Source organism: Cerasicoccus frondis (assembly GCA_031296915.1).
In the GTDB taxonomy this organism is placed as follows: domain Bacteria; phylum Verrucomicrobiota; class Verrucomicrobiia; order Opitutales; family Cerasicoccaceae; genus Cerasicoccus; species Cerasicoccus frondis.
The window spans coordinates 21,025-34,100 of record JAVDPC010000021.1; the positions used below are offsets into that span (position 1 = coordinate 21,025).

12 protein-coding genes are annotated in these 13,076 nt (G+C 54.4%); 8 read left to right on the forward strand and 4 right to left on the reverse strand.

What is annotated here, in order from left to right; genetic code table 11:
• Nucleotides 1-44 precede the first annotated feature (44 nt).
• Nucleotides 45-719, reverse strand: coding sequence for a hypothetical protein (locus RBB63_RS15870; RefSeq protein ID WP_309385950.1), 675 nt, complete (start codon nt 717-719; stop codon nt 45-47).
• A 510-nt stretch (nt 720-1,229) separates the two neighbouring features.
• Between RBB63_RS15870 and rpsO the strand changes: the two genes are divergently transcribed.
• The 6 genes from rpsO to RBB63_RS15900 all read left to right on the forward strand — a co-directional run bounded on the left by rpsO (nt 1,230) and on the right by RBB63_RS15900 (nt 6,561).
• Nucleotides 1,230-1,502, forward strand: coding sequence for a 30S ribosomal protein S15 (rpsO, locus tag RBB63_RS15875; RefSeq protein ID WP_309385951.1), 273 nt, complete (start codon nt 1,230-1,232; stop codon nt 1,500-1,502).
• Nucleotides 1,503-1,648: 146 nt separating this feature from the next.
• Nucleotides 1,649-1,897 (forward strand): hypothetical protein, encoded by a 249-nt coding sequence (locus RBB63_RS15880; RefSeq protein ID WP_309385952.1) that lies wholly within the window; start codon nt 1,649-1,651, stop codon nt 1,895-1,897.
• 60 nt (nt 1,898-1,957) lie between these two features.
• Nucleotides 1,958-4,285, forward strand: coding sequence for a polyribonucleotide nucleotidyltransferase (locus RBB63_RS15885; RefSeq protein WP_309385953.1), 2,328 nt, complete (start codon nt 1,958-1,960; stop codon nt 4,283-4,285).
• A 219-nt stretch (nt 4,286-4,504) separates the two neighbouring features.
• On the forward strand, nt 4,505-5,101 hold the full coding sequence (locus RBB63_RS15890) for a hypothetical protein (protein WP_309385954.1): 597 nt from the start codon (nt 4,505-4,507) through the stop codon (nt 5,099-5,101).
• A complete protein-coding gene (locus tag RBB63_RS15895) occupies nt 5,085-5,243 on the forward strand; it encodes a hypothetical protein (RefSeq protein ID WP_309385955.1) in 159 nt (52 codons plus the stop codon). The genes RBB63_RS15890 and RBB63_RS15895 overlap by 17 nt, the downstream gene beginning before the upstream one ends.
• A gap of 19 nt (nt 5,244-5,262) precedes the next feature.
• Nucleotides 5,263-6,561: a hypothetical protein gene (locus RBB63_RS15900; protein WP_309385956.1), complete on the forward strand. Its 1,299-nt coding sequence runs from the start codon at nt 5,263-5,265 to the stop codon at nt 6,559-6,561.
• A 4-nt stretch (nt 6,562-6,565) separates the two neighbouring features.
• Here the strand turns inward: RBB63_RS15900 and RBB63_RS15905 are convergent, their stop codons facing one another.
• A complete protein-coding gene (locus tag RBB63_RS15905; protein WP_309385957.1) occupies nt 6,566-7,450 on the reverse strand; it encodes a ribokinase in 885 nt (294 codons plus the stop codon).
• A 150-nt stretch (nt 7,451-7,600) separates the two neighbouring features.
• Between RBB63_RS15905 and RBB63_RS15910 the strand changes: the two genes are divergently transcribed.
• Nucleotides 7,601-9,484, forward strand: a complete 1,884-nt coding sequence (locus RBB63_RS15910) for an FAD-dependent oxidoreductase (RefSeq protein WP_309385958.1) — start codon at nt 7,601-7,603, stop codon at nt 9,482-9,484.
• A gap of 29 nt (nt 9,485-9,513) precedes the next feature.
• Here RBB63_RS15910 and RBB63_RS15915 read toward each other — a convergent pair whose 3' ends face one another.
• Together RBB63_RS15915 and RBB63_RS15920 are read right to left on the reverse strand one after the other, a co-directional pair.
• Complete coding sequence (locus RBB63_RS15915; RefSeq protein WP_309385959.1) at nt 9,514-10,425, reverse strand: hypothetical protein; 912 nt, start codon at nt 10,423-10,425, stop codon at nt 9,514-9,516.
• 260 nt (nt 10,426-10,685) lie between these two features.
• On the reverse strand, nt 10,686-12,296 hold the full coding sequence (locus tag RBB63_RS15920; protein ID WP_309385960.1) for a putative Na+/H+ antiporter: 1,611 nt from the start codon (nt 12,294-12,296) through the stop codon (nt 10,686-10,688).
• Between the two features lie 260 nt (nt 12,297-12,556).
• On the opposite strand from RBB63_RS15920, the gene RBB63_RS15925 reads away from it, so the two are divergent.
• Nucleotides 12,557-13,075 (forward strand): PulJ/GspJ family protein, encoded by a 519-nt coding sequence (locus tag RBB63_RS15925; protein ID WP_309385961.1) that lies wholly within the window; start codon nt 12,557-12,559, stop codon nt 13,073-13,075.
• Nucleotide 13,076: the final 1 nt, after the last annotated feature.

Sequence of the window (13,076 nt, forward strand, 5' to 3'; positions counted from 1 at the left end):
ACCACTGCTTTTCGCGAGTTGCGAAAATTCAAATTGCCGGGCGGCTAGGCGATAGCTTCGAGCAATCCCTCGCGCTTATCGTCATTGGTTTGCACGTCGGCGGCCTGCGAAGCGCCAGTCATGTGGAGCATGAGTTTCATCGCGTTGACGACGTCCTGCCCGGTGAACCGTTGGAGTTCCATGGTCCGCGTGACGCGCTCGGCGATGGTGTAAGGCTTGGCCCAATTGCGCAGCCAGTATTCCTCCAGGTAATGCGCCGAAACCTTGCCCCGTTCGATCATTGCTTCAGATAAGTCCATGATCGGGTTTCCATCCAGGTTGATCGCATCAAACGGAATCCCGTGGTCCGGCGTATCCCGGGTTATCCAGCGACGGACCTCATAATAGTGCGTAAAGTGATTGCCCGCCAGATTGAGGCGGAAACGCTTGGCCCGGCGCACAACGTAGTGGATTTCCGGCGGCAGGGTTTCCAGTTGCAGGTTCGACAGGTCCACCTCCATGTTTTCGTAGCGGCTGGCGTCGGTGATGATTTCCTGCAGGCGGTGCTTCGCGACTAGGTAATCCCGCTGACGCTCTTTGTCCCATGAGGCAAAGGCGTCGATTTCTACGAGGTGGGTCTTGGCGGATGGGGTCTTGAGAATCTCAAGGATGAGCGACTTGGGAGCCTGTGCCAGGTAGAGCAGCTCGTCGACTGATAGGTAGCGTTTTTTTTGTTTCATGATACTGATGGGGGATAAATGTAAGATTTATGTATAGGTGATATTCCAGTTACTCTGATGGGATTCACCTTATCAAAAACCGAGAAAAACACGAAGTTTTATCATGCTGAAGAAACTGTAAAACTTTAGCAACGCAGAGGCCTACCCCCTATTTACACACTAAACAACTAGTAGTTACTGCCTCCAAACTATGGATATGAAAGTTGATGATGCGCCGGAAAACCAAATCACCGCCAAATGGCTCCATTGTGGCGGCGCACGTTGAATCCAATCCCAAGCAATCGACGCCTATTTCCAGCACCACGAATAAAAGCACAAAAAGCTTGAACTTCTGCGCAAAATGCTGATGTTCTTCCGGCTTGCGTTAGAAGCCAGGCTGCTTGCCGTAGTCTCGCTTCCTCGAGCCCAACCCTTCATTCGGGTTGTTAACGGCATTTCCGGCGCGTCGCGGGAAATGCGATTCCGAGCAATTTCGGAGTCCCGGCGTTCGTGAGAATCAACATACATATAATGGCTAGTTCCACCGCAATCGATAAAGACAAGATCATCGCTGAATACAAGACCCACGAGGGCGACACCGGTTCGCCTGAGGTGCAGGTTGCGCTGCTCACCGCACGCATTTCCCACCTCACCGAGCACCTCCGCTCGCATCGTAAGGACTTCCACACCCGCCGCGGTCTGATTCAGATGACCAACAAGCGCCGTAAGCTGCTCAACTACCTCCGCAAGAGTGATCTGGAGCGTTACAAGAACATCATTCAGCGCCTCGGCCTCCGCCGCTAAGCAGCGTGTCGCTGCACCCAGAGTTTGGGCATTGCCCAAAGTTTAGCATGGCTCACTGCCCCCTAAAGCAACCACAGTTCTTTTAAATCCGCAATAGCGGGCCCGGTTACGCCGCGCCCGCTTTTTTATTTAACCCCGAAACGCCAATGGAGATAATCGCCATGCTCCTAACCGCCCTATGGATTTTATTCTGGCTGGGCATGGTGGTGGCGCACATCTGGATGGCGCTCTACGTCCTGTTCGACGCCAAGGCCTACGATGTTCGAAATGGTTTATTTCTAGCCAGCCCCTTCCTCTGGGCCTTAATCGTCTTGCTCACGGGAATTGTTGGCTTAGCGCTTTACTGGCTGATCCATTACTCCACGCTGCGAAGATTTTCCGCAAAAACCCACTAAAACAAAGAAACATGTCCGCGACCGCGTCCGATCCGCCCGCCGACTCATACCAAAAGATAAATGAAACAAGAACATAGCGTATACATCGAATCGCTCGACATCACCATTGCGTCGGGCACCATCGCAAAACAGGCCAACGGAGCCGTTACGATCACCAAGGGCGAGACAACTCTCTTTGTCTCCGCCACAGCTGCACACTCCCTGCGCTCACCCGACCAGGATTTCTTCCCACTCACCGTGGACTACCGCGAGCGCTTTGCCGCCGCAGGCCGCTTCCCAGGTGGCTACTTCAAGCGCGAAGGCCGCCCCTCCGAGAAGGAAATCCTCACCTCGCGTCTTTGCGACCGCCCCCTGCGCCCGCTTTTCCCGAAGGGCTTCCTCTTCGAAGTGCAGGTCATCGGCATCCTGATGAGCACCGACTTGGTCAATGACCCGGATGTGCTCATGGTCAACGCTGCTTCCGCCGCCTGCTTGTGCTCGGACATCCCGTGGCACGGCCCGATCGGCTGCATCCGTCTTGGCGAAATCGACGGCGAATTCGTCGTCAATCCGACCCACGAAGAAATGTTCGAGTCCACCCTCGACCTCATCTACGTCGGCAACGAAAAGGAAATGATGATGATCGAAGGTTCTGCGGACCAGCTCCCGGAATCCCGCTTCATCGAAGCTCTGGAATTCGCGCAAAACGCCATCCAGCCGCTCATCGCCGCTCAGAAGGAACTCGCCGCCAAGGTCGGCAAGACCAAGAAGGACTTCGACCTCATCAAGGTGCAGGACGACGTGCTCGCTCTTTGCCGCGAAACCGTTGGCGAAAAGATGCAGGCCGCTGTTTTCCAGGACTCCAAGGTCGAACGCGGCAACGCCGTTTCCGCCCTGAAGGACGAAGCTGTCGCCGCCGTTAAGGCTGCTGGCCTCGTTGAGGAAGACATGGTTGGCCCGCAGATCAACATGGCTTTCGAAGTGCTCCAGGAAGAGCTCTACCGCGAGAACATCCTCGTGAACAAGAAGCGCGTTGACGGCCGCGGCCCGGACGACCTCCGCAACATCCATTGCGAAACCGACGTCCTCCCCCGCGTGCACGGCTCCTCGCTGTTCCAGCGTGGTGAGACCCAGGGCATCGTTTCCCTGACCCTCGGCACCAGCAAGGACTCCCAGGACCTCGACGCCCTCACCGGCGGCGTGAAGAGCAAGAGCTTCATCCTTCACTACAACTTCCCTCCGTTCTCCGTGGGCGAATGCGGCCGTTTCACTGGCCCAGGTCGCCGCGAAATCGGTCACGGCGCACTCGCCGAGCGTTCCTTGCTCGCCGTTCTGCCGGGTGAAGATGAATTCCCCTACTCGATCCGTCTGGTTTCCGACATCTTTGAGTCCAATGGCTCGACCTCGATGGCTTCCGTCTGCGGCGGCACCCTGTCCCTCATGGACGCCGGCGTGCCGATCAGCGCTCCGGTTGCTGGTATCTCCGTTGGCCTCGTGACCCGTGGCGCGGAAGAAGGCAACATCACCGAAAGCGTCATCCTGACCGACATCATCGGCGCGGAAGACCACTTCGGCGACATGGACTTCAAGATCTGCGGCACCAAGGAAGGCATCACCGGCTTCCAGCTCGACCTGAAGATCAAGGGCATCCCAATGGAGCTCGCCAAGCAGGCCATCTACCAGAACAAGATCGCCCGCGACAAGATCCTCGACATCATGACGGCTTCCATCGAAGCGCCGAGCACTGAGCTCAAGCCCTGTGCGCCGCGCATCGAGCAGGTCCAGATCGACCCGGAAAAGATCGGCGCCCTCATCGGCCCCGGCGGCAAAAACATCAAGCGCATCGTGGAAATCACCGGCGCTCAGATCGACATCAACGAAGACAACTCCGGCCGTGTGCTCATCTTCGCCACCGACGGCGACTCCATGCAGCGTGCGATCAATGAGATTGAACTCGTTACCGCCGAAATCGAACCCGGCAAGACCTACAAGGGCATCGTCCGCGCCATCAAGGAATTCGGCTGCTTCGTTGAATGTCTCCCCGGGAAGGAAGGCCTCGTCCACGTTTCCGAGCTCGCTGAGTTCCGCGTAGAGAAGGTTGAAGACGTCTGCAAGCTCGGTGATGAAATCCTCGTCAAGTGCGTGGGCATCGACGACAAGGGCCGCGTGCGCCTCTCCCGCCTCGCAGCACTCTGCGAAGCCCAGGGCAAGCCTTACGAGCCGAAGAACCAAGGCGGTGGTGATCGCGGTGGCCGTGGTGACCGCAAGGGCGGTCGCGGTGACCGTGGTGGTCGCGGCGGAGATCGTGGCGGTCGTGGCCGTGACGGTGGTCGTGATGGTGGACGTCGTCGTCGTGATGATGACGAAGGCGGCAGCGAAAAGCGCGAAGAAGCTTCCACCGAAGCCTAAGCGACTCCCACAAGCCAATCCTTTCAAACCGCGTCCCAATTGGGGCGCGGTTTTTTATTACCCCCATACTGAAATACGATTATCATTAAAGGAGATAAATCACCCGACTAGACATTATTTCAAACAAATACAAATTAAATACCCTAATACGGTTGACAAGACACTGCCATGACTTGAAAAAATCAGACACCACTCACTTCTATTCTTTCTGATTAAAAAATGACCAAAGCGTATCAACGTTTTGCCAGCACGTTTGCGTGTCGCATTCGCAAGTTTGACCTGATTCTGAATCGGCCTTTTGTCGTTACGTTTCTCAGTGGATTCGTGTTGTCGGTTCTGTCGTACAAGTTTCAAAGCGACCAATACCACATCGATATTCAGGTAGAGCAAAGGAAGCTCGAGTATGCGAAAATGCAGGACTTGCTCACTGAAACAGCGGATAAATTAGCGATCGCCATTCCGCTCGTTGCCGATTTTCAGAAGCGCTCATTTTACCTGAGGGAACACGCTGGCAAAGAGAACCCGCCCCCCTTTCCAGATAAGCGTAGTTACGAAGAAACCCGCGATTTCTACTACGACACTCGTATGAAGTACTTAGAATCGGGCACCTATGACTCCGTCCTCGCCGAGGTCAAAGCCATGTATGAGAGCCGGGGAGTCCTCGATCAGGTAAAGGTAATATCCGCACTTTTCGATGACATGATGGACCCGACCGACATGGATAAGCTGCGTCTGGACCATGAGCTTCTAAGGAAAGAATACGACAAGTTAATCTATCAAATGGGAGAAGAACTAAGAAATGAAAAAGACACCTAAACACACCAAGAACATCCTTCGCCTAATCGCAGCTATGTTGATCTGTGCTGGCGCATTTGCCGCCAGTGGCTGCAATAAATACGGCAAACCGCCTTCGGACCCTTACGCCAATAATCCGACTGGCGAGACTGAACTCCGCTAGCCCTCGACGCCACTCTACGATGTTAAGCACACTTCCACGTAAAACCGAACGCATCGCCTTTTGGAGCATGCTAGCGTCATTGGCGACCGCCACGTCCGCCAACGCCTTTTGGGATGACATAAATCCGTTCTCAGAAGATAAAGAATCGACCGAATCCGCAATCGCCGAAACCGGTTCCAAGGAGAAGCCAAACTACGATTCCGAGCTCAAGGAAGTCGCAAACATCGCCTCATATGGCAACGTTGACGATTTTCTGGACATTCCCCTGCCGCTTCTGGCTGGAACAGATTTTTATTTGGCAGATGGCCAAATACTGGAAGTGCATGAGCGCGTGTCCCAAACTACTTTGGAAGACGGCACCTTCGACTTGTATTTGAACTCCTATGGCGAGTATTTCCAGTTGCAAAGCACGAACTACCGCTGCTGGGCCGCCGTCTCGGCCATGATGATCAATTGCGACTCAGGGTCGTTGCTTTATTCGCAGGACGACCTGGTGAGCCAATTCGCTCCCGATGTCATTTCCGAAGAAGATGAAGCATTGGGATACCGCGAAATCCTCATGGCGCTCAATCCTGACCTCGCCGAATACATCCGCAACGAAAAGCTGCTTACGCGACGGGCGATCCTGATCAAATCGTCGATAGAAGGCTTCAGCATCGAGCATGGCATCGCCCTGTATCAGGAATTCGTCGGCGATTTCATGACGACCGACGAAATGCTCATTACGCTGCAAACCGGCAATGCGCTGGTAGCCGGCCTAACCTTCGATGGGGTCCCACATTCGGCGCAAACAGCCCAACCAGAGAATACTGAGGCAGTCGAAGCCATTGAAGTGACGCAAACCGAAAAGGCGCCGGACGTGGCGCCAGCATCGCCCGTCGCTTCATCAACTCCAGCGCCGGGAGATTCAGACTACGGTTATGGCCACGTCGTGCTCATTACTGGAGTTCGCTACGGCGAAGTCGATCAGGAGGTCTATGATGACTTTACCGAAGACGCCATGGAGGTCCTCGACATGGCTATGGACTTTTTCAAGGGCGAGAAGAATTACTCGCTCGATACCCGATACGCGATCCACACGGTTTATTATATCGACCCAAGCAAGCAGGAGACCGCACAGACGCCCATGAAAATGTCGGGCGAAGAATTTATTGAGCGGGTGGATTTTCTGACGAGCAAGGAACACTCCAAGCGCATGGTTGATCGCTTGGTCGAGCGTTCACAGAACATGAAAGCGGCTCAAGCCAATGCCACCGCGAGCACAAACACTGAGAAAGATAGTAATCCGCTGGGCAGCCTGATCAATTCTCTCTGGTAGAGAATCAAGAGGTCGATCCAAGAAACTCCGAGCGCAGAGGAATCGAGTTTGACGCTCCTGGGCGAGTCACCGCAATCCCGGCAGCCCGGCAACTCGTTTCTAATGCGTTTGAGATGGATTTTCCGGCGATCAGGTCCCCCAGAAAGTAACCGATAAACGTATCTCCCGCAGCGGTTGTGTCGACAACATCCACCGCCTCGGCTGCCTGCGTTAGCTCGCAATTCGCATCTAAATACCGCGCCCCTTCAGCGCCAAGAGTCAACAATATAGCCGCCTGCGGATAGCGCTTACACAGAACATCGCTGGCTGGCTCCTTGTCCACACCGGCCAAAGCCTCGGCCTCTGTTTCGTTGAGAATAAATAAGTCAACCAACTCCAGTGGATAGCCGTGGACGGCTTCAGACATCGGCGCGGCGTTGAAAGCGATACGCAAGCCCTTCTCCTTCGCAAGCTGCATGGCTTCGGCGACGCCACTCGTTTCATTTTGCGTTAGCAGCCAGTCCCCAGCGCCAAAGCTTGCCATTGCCTTCTGAATTTCATCGTGGGTGATCTCTTGGTTTGCGCCAGGATAAACGACGATGGCGTTTTCGCCTGAAGTGGCGACTTGGATCAACGCGTGCCCCGTCGCGTGGGTGTGAAGGCTCACAAAACCGACATCAACGCCTTCTTGCTTTAACCGCTCCACCAACCACGCGCCATCTTCACCTACTGCGCCCAGATGACTAACCTCAGCTCCAGCGCGCGCCAAAGCGATGGATTGGTTGAACCCCTTGCCACCGGCAAAGACCTCGTAGCCTTTGCTGATCTCGGATTCGCCTGGGCGAACGAAATGATCCACCGTGTAAACATGATCGATGTTGATCGAACCGAGATTCAGAACCCGAGGCATGGCAATAGAGTTATAGGCGAGCCGGTTTGATTGGCGATCACGAAGCCACCTGATCCCGAATAATTGCGCAATGCACTTAACGCGTTCAGCAAATTGATCCACGTTTTGATTTTACCCGAATTGCGTGGCGAGAGAGACTTCCCCAATCTCATGAATGATAAACTTCCCCTGGAAAAACACACGGTCGATGTCTGCGTAGTCGGCGGTGGTATGGCTGGCTTAATTGCTGCAGTTGCGGCGGCGCGGCGCGGCAGCTCTGTCATTCTCGTGCATGATCGCCCCGTTCTCGGCGGCAACGCGTCTTCGGAAGTCCGCATGTGGATCTGCGGCGCCCATGGACCAAACATGAAAGAGGCCGGCCTATTGGAGGAAATACAGCTCTGTAACCTCCACCGCAATCCACAGGGGTTGTATTCAGTGTGGGATTCCGTGCTGTTTGAGTTCGCTAAGCTGACGCCCGGCCTGACGACATTTCTGAACTGCACTTGCAATAACGGAGTTGTCGAAGACGGACGCCTGGCCTCCATTGACGCCTGGGAAATGACCACTCAAACTTGGCGGCGCATCAAAGCCAATTATTTCATCGATTGTTCCGGGGATTCCATCCTCGCCCCCCTCTCAGGCGCCGAAACCCGCACCGGGCGCGAGGCACGTGAGGAATTCAATGAGTCCATCGCACCGTTGCGCTGTGACTTGAAGACGATGGGCAACACCATCTTGCTCCAGCTTGAGGAAACGCCAGAACCGCAAACCTTCACTCCTCCCAATTGGGCGTATCGTTTTGATGATGACTCTAACCTCCCCGGACGTGTGGGAAGCGGCCTTGGTAACAATTTTTGGTGGCTAGAGCTCGGCGGACTAAACAACACCATCGACGACGCCGAAGTCATTCGCGACGAATTGGTGAAGACCGCCTGGGGAGTCTGGGATTACATGAAAAACCGCGGACCGCAGGCCGAGAAACTCACCAACTGGCGCCTTCGCTGGCTCGGGGCCCTACCTGGCAAACGCGAGAACCGACGCTATATTGGTGAGCATGTCCTGACTCAGCACGACCTGGAGTCTGAAGGGAAATTCGAGGACATCGTTGCCTATGGCGGCTGGAGTATGGACGACCACCACCCAGCTGGTCTTTACTATCCGGGAAAACCGACGATTTTCCACCCTGCCCCCAGCCCGTACGGCATCCCCCTGCGCTCTTTATATTCGCACAATGTGCCTAATTTACTCTGTGCCGGCCGCAATATTTCAGCCACTCATTGCGCGATGTCATCCACCCGCGTGATGGGCACCACCTCCATCATGGGCCAAGCTGCGGGCACAGCTGCCGCGCTCTGCGCAAAACATGCAATATTGCCACGTGACATCAAAGGTGAACGTTTGCGTGAGCTACAGCGACACCTGATGGAGGACGACTGCTGGCTCCCCGGCTTGGCTAAGCCTACGTTCTCAGTGATGAACGACGCCAACCTCAGCGCATCCAATGATGTTTCGGCTGATGTGTTGTCCAATGGGCACGAGCGTAAAATAGAAGCAACGGATCACGCCTGGGAAGGCCCAGCGGGTTCGTCGGTAACGATCAGTTGGGATCAGCCCAAACCAATTGACTGCCTGCGCCTAGTCTTCGACAGCGACCTGAACGACAGCAAGCGCATGCCCGTGCTCTATCCGCATAAACGCCAGCCATTTGCCATGCCTAAGCAACTGGTAAAGTCATTTGTCGTCGAAGCGAAAAACGCTGCAGGAGATTGGGAGCCTTTGCATTCTGAGTCCGAAAATAAACGCCGCCTGCTCGTATTGCCCGTCAAACAAACGATCAGCGCCCTACGCTTCACCGGGCATTCCGCCTGGGGAGACTCGCCCATACGTGTCTTCGGCTTCGAAGCCTCCACCTCGCCATTGCCGCTAACCTCCCGCCCAGTCGATGGCCTGAATTGGAACGATGTCGTCGCCTCTCTGGATCCAGATGATCTGAAGGAACCCGACAACGGCCTGGAAAACGCCACTCGAGGCCAATCACGCGTCGGCGCCTAAAGCCAGAATTCTTCTCGAAGCGACAGCCGCTAATTCACCGATGGCGATTTGAATGGCTTTGCGGTGACTGAATCGATCTGGATCGCAAATTCCTCAATGTGTATGCCCGTGTAGTTCTCGACCTGGCGGATAATGTAGTCGCGCAAGTCTGCACAGGTCTGAATTGCCTCCTGGCCAAAAGGCAACGAAACCTTCATTTGGATCCGGAACCCTTCTGGCGTTTCCTTGATTTTGATTTTGCGAGCGGTTAACTCCGGCGCCGACTCCAGCATGCAGTGCAGGATCATCTGCGTCAGCGCGGTTTCGGAAATCGTAATCGACCCCTTCGGGTTGAAGCGTGGACGGACAACGGTTTTGTCGTAAGACTTGTTCTGGGTCAGCTTGCACATGCCGCGCTCAAACCAAACCTTGAGCGAGCGAGCCCATAACTTGGGATATGCCTGCTGGACTTCAATCACTGGAATCGGGATGATGTGCTTGCCAGAATTGCGCTCCCGCTGGGCGGTTTCGATCTCCTCACGGGTGGCGATATCCTCGATTTTGAGAATTTCACAGGGCTCGGGAAGTCCCAGCGTCAGGCAGTTACGGCGGACCATTTTTTCACTCGTCCCCAAGAGTAAAATACCATCCAGCTTAGCCGTCCGTAGCGCCGTTCTCATCGCTTCCCGGTGCTCGGCATGGTGGAACATCGCGGTTTTAACCGCCGCCATATAAGTGGTTTCCCGTTTCGCGGAATGCCCGGCGACAATCTTCCCATGATGGATGAGCAAGCCATCATCAATGATGGCGCTGATCCGGCGCGAATCAGCAATGAGACGTGCGCGAAAGCTTTTGCCCGTCCCCGCCTTACCCACGAGCGCATAGACCCTCATGCCGCGCAATCGCCACTTCGTCTGATCGAAGGCGCGCTGGATCTGGGTCATGACGCTGGTTTTACGCATAAAGATCAGTTTGCTGCTATTTTTCGGGATGTCCACCTCACGATGTCGATATCAGTTTACTTGATCGGCGCCACCACAACTAGCAATAGAGATATTTTCAAAAGCCCACCATCCAAACGCAGCGCCTGCCCGGCATCCTTCATGTCTTCTCCAGTTTGGTGTCAGCATCCGACAAGTTGTGAGCGAAAGATCCCGAAAGCAGAGTTAAAAAAAGGCGGCCCAATGGTGGACCGCCTTTAGTCTGCTTACCGCAGAAAATATTAGTGAGGGATCACGATAAAGAACACGCACATGATCAGCGTCGGGATCAAAGCGCCAAGCAACAGTCCCATCGGATTGATGCCGCCATCAAAGTATTTGCTGAGGATGCTTTGACCTGCAGGATTCGGAGCGTTGGCAATGACCGTCAAACCACCGCCGGTTACAGCGCCAGCCAGCACCGCATATTGCAGCGCCTGGGCCTTGGCCAGCTCAACGCCTTCCTTCACGATCTCTGTGCCATGATGCACTTCGACTGGGCTAAACGCGGGCACCTGTGAGGCCAGGAAGGTAATCGCGGCATTGTCATTAAACGCCGTTAAAACCGTGGCCATGCAGAAGAGCGCGGTCTCGCCCATACTCGAGAGCACAGGCGCAATCCACCAGCCCTGCAATCCGCCATGAATCACCAAGCCGGCCAAGAAGAAGCCAACCAGCATTGGGCTCTTGATGTTGAAATTGTACTGGTGGTGCTCAGTCGCCTTGGTAAACCCGAGGAAGAACAGGAAGGCGCCCACGAAGAACGGCGGGTGATGCAGCGTGATAACCGTCCAAGCCAGAAAACCAAGGTGCACCAGGATAATCCACAACGGCACCGGCTCGTCACTGCTATCGGAATTCTTCTCAACTGTCGGCGCCTTGAGCGCAGCCAGTTCCTTGCGAAAGATCATGAAGTAAATCGTATTGGCCACGAGAATGCCCAAGATCGCGCGCCAACCAAAGTGCATGATCATGAACTGGATGTCGTAGTCCCACGGCACCGCAACCATTAGCACGGGAGGAGCCGCAAAGTGGGTCAGCGTGCCGCCGACTGAGACGTTCACGAAGAGTAGCCCAAGTGTGGCGTAGCAAAGCTTCTTGGAAGGCTTGAGCATGTAGAACTGCTGCCCTAGCAACATCGCGGCGATCGTCATGGCAGCTGGCTCCGTAATGAAAGAGCCCAGTAGAGGCGCAATGGTCAGGATCGACAACCACCAGGCGGTCGGAGTCGCCTTGCCAATATTGGCGACGACTCTCAGACAGGATTCGGCAAACTTGACCACGGGCCGGGTCGAGGCAATGGCCATGATGACCACCACGAAGATCGGCTCCACGTAGTTGCGCGAGTCGATGTAGGCCACAGCGTCATCCCAGCCATGCTTTGGCGCGAAGACAATGGCCAGGAACAACGGCACGACCCAAATGCCGAAAATCGCTTCAACCTCACCCAGGAAGTGAAACAAGGTCGCTTTGAAGGACACGGGCTCTTTTCCCGGTGGATAGTTGCGCCCCTCCTTCTTCAGTTTTTCATGATGCTCGTGCTCATAATGGTGAGCCATTTTATTGAACTTGGCGCACATGAACGTGTGACCGACTGCGAGCAGGAAGATGATCGTGGCGATCAAATTGAAAGGATTCTCCTTAATGCGATGCATGAGCACTTCGCCAAGAGACAGCTCCTTCTTCCCCTGCTCTTGCGCCATCTCCTCTTCCTGATCCATGTAGGTCGAAAGCGGCGTTGGAAAATTACTTGGTTCGCCACCGCCATGGCCGCCACCGGCAGCCAAGACCCCGTTGGCCCCAAACAGGCCCAACATTGCGAAGATGAAGATTGTAGCAAAGCGTCGCGTCATAGTCATTAGGATACTTTTGGGGCAGGAAAGCAGATTCCAGGTCAATGTCCAGTCTAGCCGAAAAAAACCGACTTTCTCGACTTTTACGGATTAGCACCCGGCAGAAATCAGGCAAAAATCGTCTGCAAAGAGCGAATTTCCCCAGAAATCGCAAATTTCTCGTATCGAAAATGGCAAAATCCAGTAAAAGGCAATCACTCAAGAATTGCCATTTGACCCTATTTCAATTAAGTCAGATAGTAACTATTGCTTCGAAATATATGCGAAACAAACTCTTACAACTGCGGGAGGCAAAGCGTTCGGGGCTTACCTTGACCGAAATTATGGTGGCCATGACGATTTTCGTCATTTTGGCTGGAGGCATCATTGCGGGCGTCTTCACCGTTCGCGCCGATGCCGAAAACAATCTTTACGAATCAGCGGCGCTCAATGTCGCCATCAGCTTTTTAGAACAGATCAAAAGCGTTGATTCCGAAACCCTGAAGAATCCACCGGTTAATGGTGAGGGCAAAGGCTATCACCGCTTTCTAATTGGCTTTGGCCAGTCAATGGACCTCCCGCTCGAAGAAGATACGGAAATAAACGTTCCAATTATCTCAACTGCCGAGGGAAACATTAAAAAAGAACTCCCGGTCACGATTAACCTAAGCGTTGAAGAAGCCACCGATTTTGAAGGATTTTGGTTCGAGGTGACATACAGTTGGGAGCATCCGACCACAGACCGCATCTACACCGGCGAAGTCCGTGGCTTCAGTTGTGAGAAAGTCTCCACCTACTAAT

Excerpts from the sequence above, each read along its gene's own strand:
- RBB63_RS15870 (WP_309385950.1), bottom strand. The coding sequence starts at position 719 with ATGAAACAAAAAAAACGCTACCTATCAGTCGACGAGCTGCTCTACCTG.
- rpsO (WP_309385951.1), top strand. The coding sequence starts at position 1,230 with ATGGCTAGTTCCACCGCAATCGATAAAGACAAGATCATCGCTGAATAC.
- RBB63_RS15880 (WP_309385952.1), top strand. The coding sequence starts at position 1,649 with ATGGAGATAATCGCCATGCTCCTAACCGCCCTATGGATTTTATTCTGG.
- RBB63_RS15885 (WP_309385953.1), top strand. The coding sequence starts at position 1,958 with ATGAAACAAGAACATAGCGTATACATCGAATCGCTCGACATCACCATT.
- RBB63_RS15890 (WP_309385954.1), top strand. The coding sequence starts at position 4,505 with ATGACCAAAGCGTATCAACGTTTTGCCAGCACGTTTGCGTGTCGCATT.
- RBB63_RS15895 (WP_309385955.1), top strand. The coding sequence starts at position 5,085 with ATGAAAAAGACACCTAAACACACCAAGAACATCCTTCGCCTAATCGCA.
- RBB63_RS15900 (WP_309385956.1), top strand. The coding sequence starts at position 5,263 with ATGTTAAGCACACTTCCACGTAAAACCGAACGCATCGCCTTTTGGAGC.
- RBB63_RS15905 (WP_309385957.1), bottom strand. The coding sequence starts at position 7,450 with ATGCCTCGGGTTCTGAATCTCGGTTCGATCAACATCGATCATGTTTAC.
- RBB63_RS15910 (WP_309385958.1), top strand. The coding sequence starts at position 7,601 with ATGAATGATAAACTTCCCCTGGAAAAACACACGGTCGATGTCTGCGTA.
- RBB63_RS15915 (WP_309385959.1), bottom strand. The coding sequence starts at position 10,425 with ATGCGTAAAACCAGCGTCATGACCCAGATCCAGCGCGCCTTCGATCAG.
- RBB63_RS15920 (WP_309385960.1), bottom strand. The coding sequence starts at position 12,296 with ATGACGCGACGCTTTGCTACAATCTTCATCTTCGCAATGTTGGGCCTG.
- RBB63_RS15925 (WP_309385961.1), top strand. The coding sequence starts at position 12,557 with ATGCGAAACAAACTCTTACAACTGCGGGAGGCAAAGCGTTCGGGGCTT.